General features: G+C 72.6%; 14 protein-coding genes. 7 read left to right on the forward strand and 7 right to left on the reverse strand.

Features of this window, described 5'->3' with window-relative positions:
• Positions 1-261: 261 nt before the first annotated feature.
• On the reverse strand, positions 262-1,311 hold the full coding sequence (locus ACFZDA_RS07575) for a LacI family DNA-binding transcriptional regulator (RefSeq protein WP_307175313.1): 1,050 nt from the start codon (positions 1,309-1,311) through the stop codon (positions 262-264).
• A gap of 312 nt (positions 1,312-1,623) precedes the next feature.
• Here ACFZDA_RS07575 and ACFZDA_RS07580 point away from each other — a divergent pair, with 312 nt between their 5' ends.
• The 3 genes from ACFZDA_RS07580 to ACFZDA_RS07590 are packed head-to-tail and all read left to right on the forward strand — an operon-like array spanning position 1,624 to position 4,774.
• Positions 1,624-2,775 (forward strand): Gfo/Idh/MocA family oxidoreductase, encoded by a 1,152-nt coding sequence (locus ACFZDA_RS07580; RefSeq protein ID WP_391076350.1) that lies wholly within the window; start codon positions 1,624-1,626, stop codon positions 2,773-2,775.
• Positions 2,772-3,941, forward strand: coding sequence for a DUF993 family protein (locus tag ACFZDA_RS07585; protein ID WP_391076352.1), 1,170 nt, complete (start codon positions 2,772-2,774; stop codon positions 3,939-3,941). The genes ACFZDA_RS07580 and ACFZDA_RS07585 overlap by 4 nt, the downstream gene beginning before the upstream one ends.
• Entirely contained in the window at positions 3,938-4,774 is an 837-nt protein-coding gene (locus ACFZDA_RS07590) for a TIM barrel protein (RefSeq protein WP_391076355.1), read from the forward strand. Before ACFZDA_RS07585 ends, ACFZDA_RS07590 begins: the two co-directional genes overlap by 4 nt.
• A 37-nt stretch (positions 4,775-4,811) precedes the next feature.
• On the opposite strand, the gene ACFZDA_RS07595 is transcribed toward ACFZDA_RS07590, so the two are convergent.
• Positions 4,812-5,441: a GNAT family N-acetyltransferase gene (locus tag ACFZDA_RS07595; protein ID WP_391076358.1), complete on the reverse strand. Its 630-nt coding sequence runs from the start codon at positions 5,439-5,441 to the stop codon at positions 4,812-4,814.
• A 425-nt stretch (positions 5,442-5,866) separates the two neighbouring features.
• On the opposite strand from ACFZDA_RS07595, the gene ACFZDA_RS07600 reads away from it, so the two are divergent.
• The gene (locus tag ACFZDA_RS07600; RefSeq protein ID WP_391076362.1) at positions 5,867-7,702 is read left to right on the forward strand and encodes a glycoside hydrolase family 3 N-terminal domain-containing protein; all 1,836 of its coding nucleotides are present in this window, start codon (positions 5,867-5,869) and stop codon (positions 7,700-7,702) included.
• Between the two features lie 114 nt (positions 7,703-7,816).
• A complete protein-coding gene (locus tag ACFZDA_RS07605; protein WP_391076365.1) occupies positions 7,817-8,473 on the forward strand; it encodes a hypothetical protein in 657 nt (218 codons plus the stop codon).
• 36 nt (positions 8,474-8,509) lie between these two features.
• Here ACFZDA_RS07605 and ACFZDA_RS07610 read toward each other — a convergent pair whose 3' ends face one another.
• From ACFZDA_RS07610 to ACFZDA_RS07620, 3 genes are all read right to left on the reverse strand, one after another.
• Positions 8,510-9,943 carry a S28 family serine protease gene (locus tag ACFZDA_RS07610; RefSeq protein WP_391076369.1) on the reverse strand — a complete coding sequence of 478 codons (1,434 nt, stop codon included), beginning with the start codon at positions 9,941-9,943 and terminating at the stop codon, positions 8,510-8,512.
• A 96-nt stretch (positions 9,944-10,039) separates the two neighbouring features.
• Positions 10,040-10,432 (reverse strand): hypothetical protein, encoded by a 393-nt coding sequence (locus tag ACFZDA_RS07615; RefSeq protein ID WP_391076373.1) that lies wholly within the window; start codon positions 10,430-10,432, stop codon positions 10,040-10,042.
• A gap of 110 nt (positions 10,433-10,542) precedes the next feature.
• A complete protein-coding gene (locus ACFZDA_RS07620; protein ID WP_391076375.1) occupies positions 10,543-14,274 on the reverse strand; it encodes an ABC transporter transmembrane domain-containing protein in 3,732 nt (1,243 codons plus the stop codon).
• A gap of 175 nt (positions 14,275-14,449) precedes the next feature.
• Between ACFZDA_RS07620 and ACFZDA_RS07625 the strand changes: the two genes are divergently transcribed.
• Entirely contained in the window at positions 14,450-15,607 is a 1,158-nt protein-coding gene (locus ACFZDA_RS07625; protein ID WP_391076378.1) for an acyl-CoA dehydrogenase family protein, read from the forward strand.
• 45 nt (positions 15,608-15,652) lie between these two features.
• Positions 15,653-16,543 carry an acyl-CoA thioesterase II gene (tesB, locus tag ACFZDA_RS07630; protein ID WP_391076381.1) on the forward strand — a complete coding sequence of 297 codons (891 nt, stop codon included), beginning with the start codon at positions 15,653-15,655 and terminating at the stop codon, positions 16,541-16,543.
• Here tesB and ACFZDA_RS07635 read toward each other — a convergent pair.
• Together ACFZDA_RS07635 and ACFZDA_RS07640 are read right to left on the reverse strand one after the other, a co-directional pair.
• The gene (locus tag ACFZDA_RS07635; RefSeq protein WP_391076385.1) at positions 16,540-17,328 is read right to left on the reverse strand and encodes a phosphatase; all 789 of its coding nucleotides are present in this window, start codon (positions 17,326-17,328) and stop codon (positions 16,540-16,542) included. The two genes, tesB and ACFZDA_RS07635, sit on opposite strands and share 4 nt — an antisense overlap.
• Before the next feature lie 93 nt (positions 17,329-17,421).
• On the reverse strand, positions 17,422-19,206 hold the full coding sequence (locus ACFZDA_RS07640) for a PucR family transcriptional regulator ligand-binding domain-containing protein (RefSeq protein WP_391076387.1): 1,785 nt from the start codon (positions 19,204-19,206) through the stop codon (positions 17,422-17,424).
• Positions 19,207-19,225 lie beyond the last annotated feature (19 nt).

Consider the following 19,225-nt stretch of genomic DNA (forward strand, 5'->3'; position numbering starts at 1 on the left):
TCCTGGCGGTCGGCCCACCGCGGGACCGGCCGATGGCGTGGTCGGTCCCTTCACCGACCGGGCCCCCGAGGGCCCCGGCCGTGGTCGGTCCCTTCGCCGGCCGGGCCCCTGAGGGCCCCGGCCGCGAGCTGGTGAGCGCGCACGATCGTGGCGGCCACCGACGCGGCCCAGGTCGGTTTCGACTCCTGGGACACCACCGGCGTCCGCGCCCGCCCGGCCCGGGGGCCGCGACCCCCGGGAGGCCGGGCGGGAACGCCGGGGTCAGGAAACCCGCGGCACCCCGGAGGAACCCCGCACCATCAACTCGCCCCGCACCGACGCGATCCCCCCGGGCGGCGCCTCCTCCCGCCCCATCGCGATCCGCCCGGCCCGCGCCCCGGCCTCCGCCAACGGCAACCGCACCGTCGTCAGCGCGGGCACCGCGTCGATGCTGAACGGCAGATCGTCGAACCCGGCCACCGACACGTCCTCCGGAATCCGCAGCCCGGAGTCCCGCAGCGCGGCGCACGCCCCCAGCGCGACGGAGTCGTTCGCGGCGACGACCGCCGTCAACGACGGGTCGCGCCGCAGCAGTTCCAGCGTCGCCTCGTAGCCGGACCGCCGGTCGTAGCGCCCGTGCACCGTCCACCGAGGGTCCTCCTCGATGCCGTGCGCGGCGAGCGCGGCCCGGTGCCCCTCCAGCCGGTGCCGGGTCGTCGTCCGTTCCTCCGGGCCCGCGATGTAGCCGAGCCGCCGGTGCCCGAGCCCGATCAGGTGCTCGGTGAGTTCCTGTCCGCCCCCGCGGTTGTCGAACGTCAGCGCGATCGCCCCGGTCTCCGGCGCCGGCGGGCGTCCGCACAGCACCACCCGGGTCCCGGCGTCGGCCAGTTTGCGCACCTTCGCGTCCATCGCCGCCTGGTGCGCCGCGTCCTCGATCGCCCCGCCGGTCAGCACCACGGCCGCCGCCCGCTGCCGTTGCAGCAGCGTGAGGTACGTCAACTCCCGCTCGGGAGAGCCCCCCGTGTTGCAGACCACCGCGAGCCGCTCCCCGCCCGCGCGGCCGCCCGGCCCGCCGATCTCGGCCTGGATCGCGCTCGCCATGATCCCGAAGAACGGGTCGGCGATGTCGTTCACCAGGATCCCGACCAGGTCGGAGGTGGCGGCGGCCAGCGCGCTCGCGGGCCCGTTGAGCACGTAGTCCAGCTCGTCCACGGCCTTCAGCACCCGCTCCCGGGTGGACGCGGCCACGGGGTAGTTCCCGTTCAGCACGCGCGACACCGTCGCGGGCGAGACCTGCGCGCGGGCCGCCACGTCCGCCAGGGTCACCGTCATCTCGTCGTCCTCCGGTCGCGCATCTCGTCGTCCGCCCTCATCCACATGCAGAGTCGCCCCCGTACACATACAGAGTCGCCCTCGTACACATACAGACCCGTGGCCTTGGTTCCGACCAACCCATGGCCATGGTTCCGAGCAGACCTTAAGCCCCCGTCCCGAAGCTGTTCGCCCCCTCGAACAACTCGTCCTGGTCACGGTCTTGTCCGGACCGCGGTTCAGAGGCTAGCTTCTTTATGTATAGAAAGCGCTTGCTGTACCGCTCACCAGTCGGGCGTACGCGGCGCGACGACCGCGTACGAAGGGAACGACGTGACACGCAAGACGGTGCGTATCGCCATGAACGGCGTGACCGGGCGCATGGGCTACCGCCAGCACCTGGTCCGCTCCATCCTCGCCCTCCGCGAGCAGGGCGGCCTCGACCTCGGCGACGGCACCGTGCTGTGGCCCGAGCCGATCCTGGTCGGCCGCCGTGAGCACGCGCTCAAGGCGCTGGCCGAACAGCACGGGCTGGAGCACGTCTCGACCGATCTGGACGCGGTCCTCGCCGACGAGAGCGTGGACATCTACTTCGACTCCCAGGTCACCTCCGCCCGGGAGGAGGCCCTCAAGAAGGCCATCGCGGCCGGCAAGCACATCTACACCGAGAAGCCCACGGCCACCGGCCTCGACGGCGCCCTGGCCCTGGCCCGCCTGGCGAACGAGGCCGGCATCAAGCACGGCGTCGTCCAGGACAAGCTCTTCCTCCCCGGCCTGCTGAAGCTGAAGCGCCTCATCGACGGCGGCTTCTTCGGCCGGATCCTGTCCGTGCGCGGCGAGTTCGGCTACTGGGTCTTCGAGGGCGACTGGCAGGCCGCGCAGCGACCGTCCTGGAACTACCGGGCCGAGGACGGCGGCGGCATCGTCGTCGACATGTTCCCGCACTGGGAGTACGTCCTGCACGAGCTGTTCGGCCGGGTGAAGTCCGTCCAGGCCATCGCCACCACCCACATCCCGCAGCGCTGGGACGAGAACGGCAAGCCCTACGACGCCACCGCCGACGACGCCGCCTACGGCATCTTCGAGCTGGAGGGCGGCGCGATCGCCCAGATCAACTCCTCCTGGGCCGTGCGCGTCAACCGCGACGAGCTCGTCGAGTTCCAGGTGGACGGCACCGAGGGCTCGGCGGTGGCCGGCCTGCGCAACTGCCGTGTCCAGCACCGCTCGGCCACGCCCAAGCCGGTCTGGAACCCGGACATCCCCGCCACCGAGGTCTTCCGCGACCAGTGGCAGGAGGTCCCGGACAACACCGAGTTCGACAACGGCTTCAAGGCGCAGTGGGAACTGTTCCTCAAGCACGTCTACGCCGACGCCCCCTACCACTGGGATCTGCTGGCCGGCGCCCGTGGTGTCCAGCTCGCCGAGCTGGGCCTGAAGTCCTCGGCCGAGGGCCGCCGTATCGACGTTCCGGAGATCCAGCCGTGACCATCCGACTCCCGGACAGCAGCGGGGCGTCGCGGACCTACGAGCCGCGTACCGAACCACTCCTGGTGAGCCCCGGTACGCCCTTCACCTCCCGCACGGTCTACTCGGCGGCGCACGTCGTCGCCGACCCGTACGCGGACGTGTCGCCCGACTCGCCCGCCGCCGTCGACTGGGACGCCACCCTGGCCTTCCGCCGGCACCTGTGGTCGCACGGGCTGGGCGTCGCCGAGGCGATGGACACCGCCCAGCGCGGCATGGGCCTGGACTGGGCCGGCGCGGCGGAGCTGATCCGCCGGTCGGCCGCGGAGGCGAAGTCGGTCGGCGGTCTCATCGCCTGCGGCGTGGGCACGGACCAGCTCTCGGCCACCGAGGTCGGCTACCCGTACGGCCTGGCGGAGATCCGTGCCGCGTACGAGGAGCAGCTCGCGGTCGTCGAGGAGTCGGGCGCGCGGGCGATCCTGATGGCCTCCCGGGCCCTGGCGGCGGTCGCCAAGGGTCCTGAGGACTATCTGGAGGTCTACGGCCACCTGCTCCGTCGGGCGTCCGAGCCGGTCGTCCTGCACTGGCTCGGCCCGATGTTCGACCCGGCGCTGGAGGGCTACTGGGGCGCCACGGACCTGGACGCCGCCACCGGCACCTTCCTGGACGTCATCGCCGCCCACCCGGACAAGGTCGACGGCATCAAGGTCTCGCTGCTGGACGCGCAGCGCGAGATCGACATCCGCCGCCGCCTGCCGCAGGGCGTGCGCTGCTACACGGGCGACGACTTCAACTACCCCGAGCTGATCGCCGGCGACGAACAGGGCTTCAGCCACGCCCTGCTGGGCATCTTCGACCCGCTGGGCCCGCTGGCGGCGCAGGCCGTCCGGGTGCTCGACACGGGGAACACGCAGGGCTTCCGCGACCTGCTGGACCCCACGGTCGGCCTGTCCCGGCACCTCTTCCAGACCCCGACCCGCTTCTACAAGACGGGCGTGGTGTTCCTGGCCTGGCTGGCCGGCCACCAGTCCCACTTCACGATGGTCGGCGGCCTCCAGTCGGCCCGTTCGCTGCCGCACCTCGCGAAGGCGTACGAACTCGCCGACGGTCTGGGCCTGTTCCCCGACCCGAAGCTGGCGGAGGAACGGATGAAGAACCTGCTGAGCGTGTACGGGGTGGACCAGTGAGCGCCGCGGAGCTGGAGCGCTTCTCCATCAACCAGATGACGGTGAAGCAGCTGTCGATGCCGGAACTGGTCGAGTGCTGCGGCGAGTTGGGCATCACGAAGCTGGGCCTGTGGCGCGAGCCGGTGCAGACGTACGGGCTTCAGGCCACGGCGAAACTGGTCCGGGACGCGGGCCTGACGGTGACGACGTTGTGCCGGGGCGGCTTCTTCACGGCGATCGACCCGCGGGAGCGCGCCGAGGCCCTGGCCGACAACCGCCGGGCGATCGACGAGGCGGCGACGCTGGGCACCGACACGCTGGTCCTGGTCTCGGGCGGACTCCCGGCGGGCTCGAAGGACCTGTACGGGGCCCGCGAACGCATCGCGGACGCCCTGGCGGAACTGGGCCCCTACGCGGAGCGGCACGACGTCCGCCTGGCCATCGAGCCGCTGCACCCGATGTACGCCTCCGACCGCTGCGTGGTGTCGACGCTGGCCCAGGCCCTGGACCTGGCGGAACGCTTCCCGGCGCACCAGGTCGGGGTCACGGTCGACACGTACCACATCTGGTGGGACGACACGGCTCCCGCGCAGATCGCCCGGGCGGGTGCGGGCGGCCGCATCCACAGCTTCCAGCTCGCCGACTGGACGACTCCGCTGCCGGAGGGTGTGCTGACCGGCCGCGGCCAGATCGGCGACGGCGCGATCGACATGCGCCAGTGGCAGCGGTACGTGGAGGCCGCGGGCTACACCGGCGCCATCGAGGTCGAGTTGTTCAACGACGGGCTGTGGGCGAGGGACGGCCGGGAGGTCCTGGCCGAGACGGCGGCACGATTCGTCGAGCACACCCTGTGATCCGTCACGGTCGTAGGTCGCTCGTGGCCCCACCGGCCTACGACCGTGCGAGGTACCCCTTGACCCGTTCCTCCAGCCGCTCACGGCACCGCGGCCATTCCGGTGCCGTCACCGAGAAGATCGCGGAGTCGCGCAGCCGTCCTTCCTCACCGGGAGCCGATGACCGGGACCAGTTCCGCAGCACGCCCTCGAACCGGGCTCCCACGCTCTCGATGGCCGCGCGGGAACGGCTGTTGCGGGCATCGGTCTTCAGGTCCACGCGCGAGACGCCCCACTCCTCGAAGGCGTGCCGGAAGAGGAGGAGCTTCGCCTCGGCGTTCACGCCCGTGCCCTGGGCCGAACGGGCGAGCCAGGTGAAGCCGACCTCGACCGCGTCGAGCCGGTCGTCCGAGAGCCAGGAGCGTGGCTCCCAGTACGCCGTGGCGCCGACGGCTCGTCCGGTGGCGGCCGAGATCTGCGCGTAGGGGGCGAGCCGCCCCGTCGCCGCGCGGGCGAGCTGCGCGTCGATGTAGGCGTCCACCTCGTCGGCACCCGGTACCCAGGTGAAGGCGTAGGTCTCCCGGTCCTCCGCCGCCGCCCTCGCCAGGTCGGCGGCGTGCCGGTGGCCCAAGGGCTCCAGGCGGACCAGGGCACCCTCCAGGAGAGGTCCTTCCAGCGCGAAGTTCACCGGGGAAGTCTTCCTCGGGCAGCCCGGTTCGTCGAACGAATTACCTGGCCTACGGAGTGGATGCCCGTAAGCGGTGGCTCGTCCGCCCCATTGAACCCCTGGTTCACCCCCGTACCGAACTTCCGGAAATCCGCCCCGCGCCGGGAACCCGGACCGGGCTCGCGTCGTCCCATCGCAGACCGCCGGAGAGTCACCACGGTGCGGTGTCGGCCCTCGCTGCTGGCTGCGATCGCTGACCACCCTCTCCGCCGCACCGCGGCCGGCGGCAATGCCGCCATCGGCGCGTCCCCCTCCTACCGCGCCGGTGGCGGCCCCGGCGCGGTTGGTGTGCGGCGTCTTGACTGGCAGAAACTTCCCGGCTACTGGTGACCCATTGGAAGTTTCCTTCAGCGGATCCCAGTGGATCACCTCCGGAAGGAGCGCACGTGCAGGACACCGGCACGGGAAGCACGGGAAGCACCGCACAACCCTCCAGACGCACGGTCCTCGCCGCCACGGCCGGCGCCGCCGGCGCCCTCGCGGCCGCCGGGCCTTCGTACGCGGCCGACGCCCCCGACGACAGGCGACTGCCGGCCCTCGTCTCGCGCATGACGCTGGAGGAGAAGGTCGGCCAGCTCTTCGTGATGCGGGTGTACGGCCACTCCGCCACCGCCCCCGACCAGGCCGACATCGACGCCAACCTCAAGGAGATCGGGGTCCGTACGGCCGCCGAGCTCGTCGCGAAGTACCGGGTCGGCGGCATCATCTACTTCGCCTGGGCGCACAACACCCGCGAGCCGCACCAGATCGCGGCTCTCTCCGACGGCATCCAGCGGGCCTCCCTGGAACTGCCGCGCGGGCTGCCCGTGCTCGTCTCCACCGACCAGGAGCACGGGATCGTCGCCCGGGTGGGCAGGCCCGCGACGCTCTTCCCGGGCGCCATGGCCGTCGGCGCGGGCGGGTCGCGGTCCGATGCCCGCAGCCTCGGGCGGATCGCGGGGCGTGAGCTGCGGGCGATGGGCATCCGGCAGGACTACTCCCCCGTCGCCGACGTGAACGTCAACCCCGCCAACCCGGTCATCGGCGTCCGGTCCTTCGGTGCCGACCCGAAGGCGGTGGCCGCGCTGGTGGCCGCCGAGGTCGCCGGGTACCAGGGGTCCGGGGTGGCGGCGACCGCCAAGCACTTCCCCGGGCACGGCGACACCAACGTCGACAGCCACACCGGCTTCCCGGCCATCACGCACAGCCGGGAGCTGTGGGAGAAGCTGGACGCACCGCCGTTCCGGGCGGCGATCGCCGCGGGCGTCGACTCGATCATGACGGCGCATCTGATGGTCCCGGCCCTGGACGACTCCGGCGACCCGGCCACCCTCTCCCGCCCCATCCTCACCGGCATCCTCCGCGAACGCCTCGGCTACGACGGGGTCGTGGTCACGGACTCCCTCGGCATGGAGGGCGTGCGGACCAAGTACGGCGACGACCGGGTGCCGGTGCTCGCGCTGAAGGCGGGCGCGGACCAGCTCCTCAACCCACCGGACCTGGACCTCGCCTGGCACGCCGTCCTCGATGCCGTGCGCGGCGGCGAGCTGACCGAGGCACGGCTCGACGCGTCGGTGCTGCGGATCCTGCGGCTGAAGTCGAAGCTGGGCCTGTTCCGCGCGCCGTACGTCGGTCAGGAGGGCGTCGACCGCGCCGTCGGCACCAGGGCGCACCTGGCGGCGGCCGACCGGATCGCCGAGCGGACGACCACCCTGCTCGTCAATGAGGGGCGGCTGCTGCCGCTGTCCCGGCGCCGGTACCCCAGGGTGCTGGTGGTCGGAGCCGATCCGGCCTCGCCGTCGGGGACGACCGGGCCGCCGACCGGGGTGCTCGCCGCCGCGCTGAGCGGGCTCGGGTTCACCGCCACCGCCCTGTCGACCGGCACGGCCCCGTCCGCGGCGACCATCGCGCGGGCGGTCGCGGCGGCGCGGGACGCGGACGCGGTGGTGGCGGCGACGTACAACGTCACGGCGGGCAGCGGCCAGCAGACGCTGGTCGAGCAGCTCGCGGCGACGGGGAAGCCGGTCGTGGCGGTCGCGATCCGCAATCCGTACGACGTGGCCCGGCTGCCCTCCGCCACGGCATGCCTCGCGGCGTACTCCTGGACCGACGTCGAACTGCGGGCCGCCGCACGGGTGATCGCGGGCCGGGTGACGCCCCGCGGGAAACTCCCCGTGCCCGTGCAGCGGGCGGATGATCCGGAACAGGTGCTGTACCCGATCGGGTACGGGCTGACGTATTAGACGTACGCCACGGACCGGGCGCACCACCCCCAACGTGCGCAAACCCTCCCAGGTGCCTGGCGTGCGCCCCACCGCGGCGGTCACGCTGGGTCAGGGCTCTTCTGGGGGACGGCGATGCGCGTGCGAAGTTCGGCGGGGGTGGTGCGGGGGCTGCTGGTGCTGGTCGGTGTGGTGCTGACCGGGTGTCAGAGTCCCCCGGCGGGTGTCGCGGAGGACGGCCTGCCGGGCGGGCCGGCGTCGGGGCCGGCCGCCGCCGGGTCGCCGCCGGTGACCCGGCCGTCCGGGTACGGGGCGGTGTTCCTCGGGGTCGGCGAGTGCAGTTCGTTCGGCACGACGAGCTTCACCGAGGTGCCGTGCGCCGGTGAGCGGGCGGCGGCCCGGGTCGTGGCGCGGCACGACGGCACGGTCCGCGACGGGCCGCGCTGCCCGGCGACCACGGACTTCGTGCTGCACATCAGCGAGCAGCGACCCGCGTCCGACGAGGACGGCGACGGTGCGGTACCGCGGGGCTACGCCTGTATGCGCAACCTCCAGCCGCCGCACCCGGGCGACCCGGGCGGCGGGGGCGGGCCGCGCACCCTCGTCGGCGACTGCGTCTACGGCTCCGGCGACGGGCAGGTCCGGGAGACCTCGTGCGACGGCAAGGGCGGCCGGGAGCCGGAGTACAAGGTGACCGAGGAGGTCGCCCGGCGCGCCGACTGCCCCGTCTCGACCGCCCTGTACGTCCGGCTGGGCGGCGACCGGCCCGTGGGGTGCGCCCGGCCGCTGTGAGCGGCCGGGCGCGGCAACACGGACGGGCCACCGGCCTTACGGCCGCAGCGTCATCTCACGCTGTGTGTCCCGCTTGTCCAGCTTGGCGTCGAACCTCGCCAGCGGCTTCGCCGCCTGCGGGTCCGCCTGCACCGCGCTGGAGGCGACGCCGGCCCAGTCGAGGATGCGGGCCGTGGCGAGGGCCTTCTGCTCGGGCACGAGGCCCGCGACGTTCGCGCCGTGGTTCATGCCGGGAGCGGTGAAGACGTAGGAGTCCTTCGCCCCCTTGCCGACGCGGAAGGGCTCCGCGCCCCACGGGTCGTTCTGGCCGTAGACGAACAGCATCTGCCGGGCGTTGTGCCGGACCCAGGTGTCCACGTCCCGCATCGCCGACGGCTGGAACTTCATCGGGATGTCCCGGGGGACGAAGTTCCGTGGCGGCTGGTAGCCGTAGCGGAGGTACTTCTTCTCGATGTGCGGGAAGTGGATCGTCGGCGCGCCGAGCTGTGTACCGGCCTGGTAGTAGTACGGCGTGTAGGTTTCCAGGCCCTGGTCGGCGTAGGCGGAGAAGCCGGAGATCGTGTCGACGGAGGTCCAGATCTCGTCGTCGGTGGCGTTCTTCGCGTCGGCCGGGATCTGGTCGCAGTCCTTGAGCAGGCTGTACTGCCAGAAGCCCCACACGTAGTCGAGGACGGTCGCCTCGTAGGCCTTGTCGAGGCTGCCGATGGTCTCGAAGGTGAGGTCGTTCTCCTTGGCGTAGGCCGCGTACTTCTTCTCCAGCGGCTCGCGGCGCACCAGCGCCTCGCGCTGCACGGCGTTCAGCCGGTCGCGGCACTCCTTGGTGCCGACGCGGGCGAAGAAGCGGTCGTAGGCCGAGTCCTCCTTGTTGACGACGTCGTTGGGGGCGACGTAGGCGACGACGCCGTCCATGTCGCGCGGGTAGAAGCGCTCGTAGTAGGTGGCGGTCATGCCGCCCTTCGAGCCGCCCGTGGAGATCCAGTTCTTGCCGTAGATCCCCTTTAGGGCCGTGAAGACGCGGTGCTGGTCGCTGGCCGCCTGCCAGATGTCCAGCTTGGACCAGTTCGCCGGGTCGGGGCGGGACGGGGTGAAGAAGCGGTACTCCAGGGAGACCTGGTTGCCGTCGACGATCTGGGCCGGTTCGCTGCGGCGGGGCGTCGTGGAGACGTTGTAGCCGCTGGTGAAGAAGACCGTCGGTCGGGAGACGTCCTTGTGCAGCACGGTGATGCGCTGCTGGAACGTGCCCTTCGACGGCCTGCGGTGGTCGACCGGCTGGGTGTAGTTCAGGACGAAGAAGCGGTAGCCGGTGTACGGCTTCTCCTCGACCAGGCTCATGCCCGGTATGGAGAGCAGCCTCTCCTTGATGTCAGTGCTGCCGGTGGCCTCCGGCTCGGCGGCGGTGGCCGCTGAGGCCGTGCCCAACGTGCCTATGAGCACCGTGAGCGCCAGCAGCCATCTGAGCGCCTTGCGCATGCGCACTCCCCTGTGAGACGGATGTGCGCCGGAAGCTAGCGGACCAACTCCCCCCAGCACCAGGGGACATGGGGATAACCCTCTATGCGCCGGGCGTCAGCACAGGATCCAGCCGGAGCTGACCGAGCCCGCCCCCACCCTGCCCTTCAGCCAGACGCAGCGGCGTCCGGCGTGCACCATCACCGGGCCGGCGCGGTAGGCGAACCGGCCCTCGTCGACGACCGGGCGGCTGCCGCGCGCCTGCACGCTCACCGACATCTTCCGTTTCACGCCGGGCTTCTTGGTGACGGTCACGGCGCAGACGTAGCCGCCGCGCTTGTAGACGAGCACGGTTCCGGTGGAGAAGGGCAGGGTCCTGACCTTGCGGCCGGGGCAGGAGGCGGAGGCGGCGGCCTGCGCCTCGGCCGGCGCCGCGACGGCCAGCAGGCCGGAGGCGGTGAGCACGGCCAGGCCGAGCGCGAGCCGCCTGCGTATCGCTCCACTGTCCACTGTCGTCCTCCCGTACCGCGTCGTGCGCGACCATCGGCGTACGGGTGTACGGACGCACGACGTATGTCGCACGGTTGCACGAGCGTTACCAAAACGCCGGTCGCACGGCCTCACCGGGACGCGCCGACCGGCTCCTCCGGCTCCGCGGCGCCGATGAAGGTGCGCCACAGCTCGGCGTACCGCCCGCCGCGCGCGAGCAGTTCCTCGTGCGTGCCGTCCTCGGCGACCCGGCCGTGGTCCATGACGACGACCCGGTCGGCGCGGGCGGCGGTGGTGAGGCGGTGGGCGACGACGAGGGTGGTGCGGCGGCCGGCCAGGCGGTCGGTGGCCTGGTTGACCTGCGCTTCCGTGGCCAGGTCGAGGGCGGCCGTGGCCTCGTCGAGGAGCAGGACGTCCGGGTCGACCAGCTCGGCGCGGGCCAGGGCGATGAGCTGGCGCTGTCCGGCGGAGAGGTTGCGGCCGCGCTCGGCGACCTCGTGGAGGTAGCCGCCCTCCAGGGTGGCGATCATCTCGTGCGCGCCGACCGCGCGGGCCGCCGCCTCGACCTCGGCGTCGGTGGCGTCGGGCCGGCCGTAGGCGATGGCGTCGCGGACCGTGCCCTGGAAGAGGTACGCCTCCTGCGGGACGACCCCCAGACGGTGCCGGTAGGAGGTGAGGTCGAGGGTGCGCAGGTCGGTGCCGTCGACGGTGACCCGGCCGCCGGTGGGGTCGTAGAAGCGGGCCACGAGCTTGACGAGGGTCGACTTGCCGGCGCCGGTCTCGCCGACGAACGCGACGGTCTGCCCGGCGGGGATGCACAGGTCGACGCCGCCGAGGGCCTCTTCGTCATCGCCGTAGGCGAAGTGCACGTCCTCGAAGGCGATCTCGCCGCGCAGGGACAGCACTTCGCGGGGTTCGTCGGCGGACTTCGTCGACGTCGGCTCCTGGAGCAGCTCCTGGATGCGGCCCAGCGAGACGGTCGCCTGCTGATAGCCGTCGAAGACCTGGGAGAGCTGCTGCACGGGCGCGAAGAACAGGTCGATGTAGAGCAGGTACGCCACCAGCGAGCCGATCGCCAGGGTCCCGTCGTCGACCCGGGCCCCGCCGACGATCAGCACGGCCGCCGCCGCCACCGACGACAGGAACTGCACGAACGGGAAGTACACCGAGATCAGCCACTGGCCCCGGATGCGCGCCTGGCGGTAGCTGTCGCTGTGCCCGGCGAACCGCCGCCCGCCGTCCCGCTCGCGCCGGAAGGCCTGCACGATCCGCAGCCCGGACACCGACTCCTGGAGGTCGGCGTTGACCACCGACACGCGCTCACGGGCCAGCTCGTACGCCTTCACGCTCGCCCGGCGGAAGAAGACCGTGGCGATGATCAGCGGCGGCAGTGTCGCGAAGACGACCAGGGCCAGCCCCACGTCGAGCACCAGCAGGGCGACCATGATGCCGAAGAAGGTGACGACCGAGACGAAGGCGGTGACCAGGCCCGTCTGGAGGAACGTCGACAGCGCGTCGACGTCGGTCGTCATCCGGGTCATGATCCGGCCGGTCAGCTCCCGCTCGTAGTAGTCGAGCCCGAGGCGCTGGAGCTGGGCGAAGATCTTCAGCCGCAGCGAGTAGAGGACGCGTTCGCCGGTGCGTCCGGTCATGCGGGTCTCGCCGACCTGGGCCGCCCACTGCACGGCCACCGTCAGCAGCGCGAGCAGCGACGCCGCCCACACGGCGCCGAGCGCGACCTGGGTGACGCCCGAGTCGATGCCGTGCCGGATCATGATCGGCAGCAGCAGGCCCATGCCGGCGTCGACGGCGACCAGACCGAGGCTGACCAGCAGCGGCAGTCCGAAGCCGCGCAGCAGCCGGCGCAGGCCGTAGGACTCCTCCGGCTGGACGGCCCGCGACTCGTCGACGTCGGGGACGTCGGTGGCCGGGGGCAGCGCCTCCACCTGGGCGAGCAGCTCGGGCGTGGCCGGGCTCTCGGCGAGGGCGGTGTCCTCGCGTTCGCGGTCGCCGCTCCACAGCCGCGGGGTGACCCCGCGCTCGGCGTCGAACTCGGCGTCCAGCTCGTCCCGGACGGAGGTGTCCTCCTCGGGGCAGGCCGGCTGGGTGTGGCCCGGGGAGACCGCGCCCAGCTCGTCGGGGTCGGTGAGCAGGCGCCGGTAGAGGGCGGAGCGCTCCTGGAGTTCCTCGTGGGTGCCGATGTCGGCGAGGCGGCCGCCGTCCAGGACGGCGATGCGGTCGGCGAGGTTCAGGGTGGAGCGGCGGTGGGCGATCAGCAGGGTCGTGCGGCCCCGCATGACCTCCTTCAGGGCCTGGTGGATCTCGTGCTCGACCCGGGCGTCCACGGCGGAGGTGGCGTCGTCCAGGACCAGCAGGCGCGGGTCGCTGAGGATGGCGCGGGCGAGGGCGACGCGCTGGCGCTGGCCGCCGGAGAGGGTCAGGCCGTGCTCGCCGACGGTGGTGTCGTAGCCGTCGGGCAGCTCGCTGATGAACCGGTCGGCCTGGGCGGCGCGGGCGGCCTGCTCGATCTCCTCCTGGGTGGCGTCCGGGCGGCCGTAGGCGATGTTGTTGCGAACCGTGTCGGAGAAGAGGAAGGAGTCCTCCGGGACCAGCCCGATCGCGGCCCGCAGCGATTCAAGGGTCAGTTCGCGCACGTCGTGGCCGCCCACCAGGACGGCGCCGCGGGTGACGTCGTAGAAGCGCGGCAGCAGCAGGGAGACCGTGGACTTGCCGGAGCCGGAGGAGCCGACGACGGCGAGGGTCTCGCCGGGGCGGATCTCGAAGGAGAGCCCGTCGAGGACCGGGCTGGTCTTGCCGGGGGCGACGTCGTAGCCGAAGGAGACGTCGTCGAACTCGACGGTCGCGGGGGCGTCGGCGGGCAGGTCCTTCGTGCCGTCGCTCAGGGACGGCTCGGTGTCGATCAGCTCCAGGACGCGTTCGGTGCCCGCGCGGGCCTGCTGGCCGACGGTGAGCACCATGGCGAGCATGCGGACCGGGCCGACGAGCTGGGCGAGGTAGGTGGAGAAGGCGACGAACGTGCCGAGCGTGATGTGCCCGCGCACCGCGAGCCAGCCGCCGAGCGCCAGCATCGCGACCTGGCCGAGGGCGGGAACGGCCTGGAGGGCCGGGGTGTAGACGGAGTTCAGGCGGATGGTGCGCAGCCGCCCGGCGAAGAGGCGGCGGCTGACGTCCCTGAGCTTGCCGGTCTCCTGGTCCTCCTGCCCGAAGCCCTTGACCACGCGGACCCCGCTGACGGCGCCGTCGACCACGCCGGCGACGGCGGCGGCCTGGGCCTGGGCGTACCAGGTGGAGGGGTGCAGCCGGGTGCGGCTGCGCTTGGCGATCCACCACAGGGCGGGGGCGACGGCCAGGGCGACGAGGGTGAGCGGCAGCGACAGCGCCGCCATGATCCCCAGGGAGATCAGGAACAGCAGGACGTTCCCGATGGTCATCGGGAGCATGAACAGCAGGCCCTGGATCAGCTGGAGGTCGCTGGTGGCCCGGCCGACGACCTGGCCGGTGGACAGTTCGTCCTGGCGGCGGCCGTCGAGCCGGGTGATGGTGTCGTACATCGCCGTCCGCAGGTCGTGCTGGACGTCGAGGGCGAGCCGGCCGCCGTAGTAGCGGCGGATGTAGGTGAGGACGTAGACGACCAGCGCGGCGGCGATGAGCAGGCCGGCCCAGGTGGTCATGGAGCGGGTGTGGTCGGTGACGACGTCGTCGATGATCACCTTGGTGATCAGCGGGACGAGGGCCATGACCGCCATGCCGGCCAGGGAGGAGCCGAGCGCGAGGACGACGTCCTTCGGGTGGCGCCATGCGTAGGCCCACAGTCGTCGTGCCCATCCCCGTTGCGGTGTCACTCCGGTGCCCTCCGATCGTCCTTCGCTGCCGGAAGGCACCAACGCCGTGGGAGGCTGTTTTCATCCCGCGGCGTGACGAGCGTTACCCCGCACCCACCCTGGACGGTCGTTGATACTCGCCGGTATCTTGACATGAGCAAGCGCTTAGACAGCTGAGGTCCCTGGAGGTGGCGGCGTGCGCCGTACGGTGTTCAACGAGGATCACGAGGCGTTCCGGGAGACCCTGCGCGCCTTCATCGAGGCCGAGGTCGTACCGGTGTACGACGAGTGGTTCGCGGCGGGCCAGGCGCCCCGCGACTTCTACTACAAGCTCGGTGAGCTGGGCATCTTCGGGATCAACGTCCCCGAGGAGTTCGGCGGCGCCGGCCTGGACAGCCACAAGTTCGAGGCCGTGCTCTACGAGGAGACCGCCCGCGCGGGCGTCCAGTTCGGCGGCTCGGGCGTGCACGTGCTGCTCGCCCTGCCCTACATCAAGATGCTCGCCACCGACGAGCAGAAGAAGCGCTACCTGCCGAAGTTCGTCAGCGGCGAGGAGATGTGGGCCATCGCGATGACGGAGCCGGGCACCGGTTCCGACCTCGCGGGCATGAAGTCCACCGCCAAGCTCAGCGAGGACGGCACGCACTACGTCCTCAACGGCGCCAAGACCTTCATCACCGGCGGTGTGCACGCCGACCGCGTGATCGTCTGCGCCCGGACCTCCGCCCCGACCGCCGAGGACCGCCGCCACGGCATCTCCCTGTTCGCCGTCGACACCAAGTCCGAGGGCTACTCGGTCGGCCGCAAGCTCGACAAGCTCGGCCTGAAGACCTCCGACACCGCCGAGCTGGCGTTCGTCGACGTCAAGGTGCCCGTCGAGGACCTCCTCGGCGAGGAGAACAAGGGCTTCTACTACCTCGGCCACAACCTGGCCTCCGAGCGCTGGGGCATCGCCTTCGGCGCCTACGCCCAGGCCAAGGCCGCCGTCCGGTTCGCCAAGCAGTACGTGCAGGAGCGCACGGTCTTCGGCAAGCCCGTCGCCCACTTCCAGAACACCAAGTTCGAGCTGGCCGCCTGCCAGGCCGAGGTGGACGCGGCCGAGGCCGTCGCCGACCGCGCGACCGAGGCGCTGGACGCCGGTGAGCTCACGCCCGCCGAGGCCGCCTCCGCGAAGCTGTTCTGCACCGAGGTCGCCCACCGCGTCATCGACCGCTGCCTCCAGCTGCACGGCGGCTACGGCTACATGAACGAGTACCCGATCGCCCGCCTGTACGCGGACAACCGCGTCAACCGCATCTACGGCGGCACCAGCGAGATCATGAAGACGATCATCGCCAAGGACATGGGCCTGTAAGGCCCCCGACACCGGTACGCGATCACTGGCCGGTACAACTACCTCATGAGTCAGGCACTACAGGACCTCCTCGATCTGCTCGACCTGGAGCAGATCGAGGAGGACATCTTCCGCGGCCGGTCCCGGTCCGCCGTCGTCCCCCGGGTCTTCGGCGGGCAGGTCGCCGCCCAGGCGCTCGTCGCCGCCGGGCGCACGGTCCCCGAGGACCGGTCCGCGCACTCCCTCCACGCGTACTTCCTGCGCCCCGGTGACCCCGGCGCGCCCATCGTCTACACCGTGGACCGGATCCGCGACGGCCGCTCCTTCACCACCCGCCGGGTGGTCGCCGTCCAGCACGGCAAGCCGATCTTCCACCTCTCGGCGTCCTTCCAGGTCCACGAGGACGGGCTGGACCACCAGGAGCCCATGCCGGACGCGCCCGATCCCGCCACGCTGCCCACCAGTGAGGAACGGCTGCGCGGCTACGGCCATCTCGACCCGGAGGTCGTGGAGCGGTTCCTTCAGGCCCGGGCCGCCGTCGACCTGCGCTACGTCGACGAGCCGCCGTACGGGAAGTTCGGCGAGCCGCGCGAGCCGCACTCCCAGGTGTGGTTCCGCACCAACGGCAAGCTGGCCGACGACCCGCTGCTGCACGTCGTCCTCGCCACGTACGTCTCCGACATGACGCTCCTGGACTCCGTGCTGCTCGCGCACGGGCGGGGCGGCTGGGCCGTCGGGGACGTCGTCGGGGCCTCCCTGGACCACGCGATGTGGTTCCACCGGCCGTTCCGCGCCGACGAGTGGCTGCTCTACGACCAGGAGTCCCCGTCCGCGTACGGCGGCCGGGGACTGGGACAGGCCCGCATCCACACGCAGGACGGGCGGCTGGCCATCACGGTGATCCAGGAGGGCGTGGTCCGCGTCCCGCTGGAGCGGGACCAGGGCGACAGGCCCTAGCCGAGGCCCGCCTCCGCCAGCAGGTACGCGGTCATCGGGTCGTAGTGGCGCGGGCTGACCACGTGGTCGTCCAGGGGCACCGTCACCTGTACGGTGCCCTCGGCCTCGCCGATGAAGAGGGCCGGGTCGTTGCAGTCGGCGTAGCCGACGGAGTCCACGCCGTGCTGTCCCGCGTAGCCGGCCCAACCGTGGTCGGCGACGACCAGGTCGGGCAACGGGCGGCCCTCGCGCTCCATGGCCGTCAGGATCGCCTTCATCGGCTCGCCCGAGTGGGTGTGCCACAGGGTGGCGCCGTGCTCCAGCACCGCCACGTCCGCGAACTGCATGACGTAGCCCTCCTCCGTCGTCAGCCCGTCCGGGATGACGACGATCTCGCAGCCGGCCGCGCGCAGGGCCGCCGCGGTCGCGCGGTGCACGTCGAGCAGGCCGCCGGGGTGGCCGGTGGCGAACAGCACCCGCTGCTGCCCGTCCGCCGCCTTGCGCAGCCGCCCGGCCATCCGCTCCAGACCGTCGACGGTCAGCTCGGGGTCGATGGTGTCCTGGCCGTACCGGTGCCCGGGGTCGTCGTTCACGCCGACGCGTTCCGCCATCACCGCGAGGACGTCCTGCTCGTCGCTCCAGCGGTCGCCGAGTTCCAGGCCGAGCCAGTAGTGGCGGTCGGCGTTCGCCAGCTTGCGGTAGTGGGAGAGGTTGTTCTCGCGGGGGGTGGCGACGTCGCCCGCGATGCGCGTCGTGACGAGGTGGTCGACGAGTTCGGCGCGGCTGGGTGTCCCGGGTATCGGCATGACAACCATTGTGGAGCAGCCGACTGTGGGCGGCCCTGGCGTATCGCACGCTGGGATGTGCGTCACGTACTCAGCCGCAGCCCGCTCGCCTACTCAGATCTGCCGCAGCGCGAACCAGAGTTCCATGCGGACGTCGGGGTCGTCGAGGTCGGCCTCCAGCAGGGCCGCGCAGCGGGCGATGCGCTGGCGCACGGTGTTGCGGTGCACGGACAGGGCGACGGCCGTGCGGTCCCAACTGCCGTGCAGCGAGAGCCAGGTGCGCAGGGTCTCGGGGAGAGCGGGGTGGGACGTGACGGGCGCGAGCAGGGTGCGGGCGTGGGCCGCCGCCTCGCCGGGCGGGACCAGGTCGGCGAGGGCGGGGCGCGGGCCGTGCCGGAGCAGCGGGACGCGGGTGGCCCGGGCCCGGGCCAGGGCGCGGGCCGCCTGGGTGTCGGCGGCGGGCCAGTCCTTGGGCGCGGCGTCGGCGCTGACGCCCAGGGTCCAGCCGGGCAGCGGCTGCGGTGCCCGGCCGGCCGGGACCAGGGCCCGGACGACGTCACCGGCCGGGTCGACCAGGGCGGACCCGAGCGCGGCGCCCAGCGCGGAGGCCGCGACGGCGTCGGGCGCGCCCTCCCCCTCCGGACGGGCGTGCACGACGACCCACCGCCGACCGTCGCCGAGCAGCGGCGCGACGTCCTCGGGCGCGGCCCCCAGCAGCAGCCGCACCAACGCGCAGGAGCGGGCGGCGCCGGTGCCGCTCCCCTGCTCCCCGGTGAGGAGGGCGAGCAGCACGGCGGCGACGGAGGCGATGGTGTGGTCCCCCGGCGCGCGTTCCGGGGCGGCCACCCCGAGCACGAATCCGCGCCCGCCACCGAGGGCGTAGGCGGCGAGGTGTGTGCCGGCGACGGTGTCGGTGGCCGAGGTGGGGGCGGGGCGGCTGTGATCGGTGGGTGGCGGAGGGCCGGCGTGCGACCCGGGCGGGAGGGCCGAGCGGGAGGGTGCCGCGGCGGGCTCACCCGGCCGGGACCCGGGCGAGTGGGCCGAGCGGGAAGGTGCCGCGGCGGGCTCACCCGGCCGGGACCCGGGCGCTTGGGCCGAGCGGGAAGGTGCCACGGCGGGCTCACCCGGCCGGGACCCGGGCGAGTGGGCCGAGCGGGAAGGTGCCGCGGCGGGCTCACCCGGCCGGGACCCGGGCGGGAGGGCGCGTGATGCGGAGCCGGTCTGCGATGCCGCACCTGCCGCAGGCGCCGGACGGTCCGGCCGTACGACCTCCGCCAGCCGCGCCAGCGCCGCGCGCGCCTCGTCCCCGGGCTCCCGGCCCGACCCCGCGATCTCCGCCTCTTCCGGGCCGTACAGCACCGCCCAGCCTCCCAGCCGCTGGGCGAGCTGCCGGAGGACCGACGGGACCGGGTCGGGGCGGGAGGCGGCCGAGGCGAGGCTCTGCTGGGCCTTGGTGACGCGGCGGAGTTCGGCCAGGCGGGCCTGGGCCATCAGCTGCCAGACCGCGCGGGCCACGCCCGAGAAGGTGGTCTGCGGCGGCACCTCCAGCAGCGGCAGGCCGTGCTTCTCGCACGCCGCGACCAGCGCCCTCGGCACCGTGTCGTGCACCGGCGCCACCCCGAAGCCGAGGGCCGCGCCGCCCGCCGCCGCTATCCGGGCCACGTAGTCGTCGAAGTACGTGCCCGATCCCGCCGCCTCGGGGATGTGCACGCCCGCGGTGAGCAGCAGTTCCCCGCCCAGAAGATACGGATACGGGTCCGCCATCTCCGAGGTGTGCACCCAGTGGACGACGGTACCGGGGTCGTCCGGGCCGGCGATCCGGCGCAGGGCCAGGTCCTTGCGGGCCAGGAGAGCGGACAGCGGAACGGCAGGAGTCGGGGGAACCGTCGAATCCGGCATGTGTACGTTCCCTCCGCCA

This window comes from Streptomyces sp. NPDC007991 (assembly GCF_042958445.1).
Taxonomy (GTDB): domain Bacteria; phylum Actinomycetota; class Actinomycetes; order Streptomycetales; family Streptomycetaceae; genus Streptomyces.

Bases quoted from the DNA above. Each gene is read 5' to 3' on its own strand.
- ACFZDA_RS07575 (WP_307175313.1), bottom strand. From the start codon at position 1,311: ATGACGGTGACCCTGGCGGACGTGGCGGCCCGCGCGCAGGTCTCGCCC.
- ACFZDA_RS07605 (WP_391076365.1), top strand. From the start codon at position 7,817: ATGCGCGTGCGAAGTTCGGCGGGGGTGGTGCGGGGGCTGCTGGTGCTG.
- ACFZDA_RS07610 (WP_391076369.1), bottom strand. From the start codon at position 9,943: ATGCGCAAGGCGCTCAGATGGCTGCTGGCGCTCACGGTGCTCATAGGC.
- tesB (WP_391076381.1), top strand. From the start codon at position 15,653: ATGAGTCAGGCACTACAGGACCTCCTCGATCTGCTCGACCTGGAGCAG.
- ACFZDA_RS07635 (WP_391076385.1), bottom strand. From the start codon at position 17,328: ATGCCGATACCCGGGACACCCAGCCGCGCCGAACTCGTCGACCACCTC.
- ACFZDA_RS07640 (WP_391076387.1), bottom strand. From the start codon at position 19,206: ATGCCGGATTCGACGGTTCCCCCGACTCCTGCCGTTCCGCTGTCCGCT.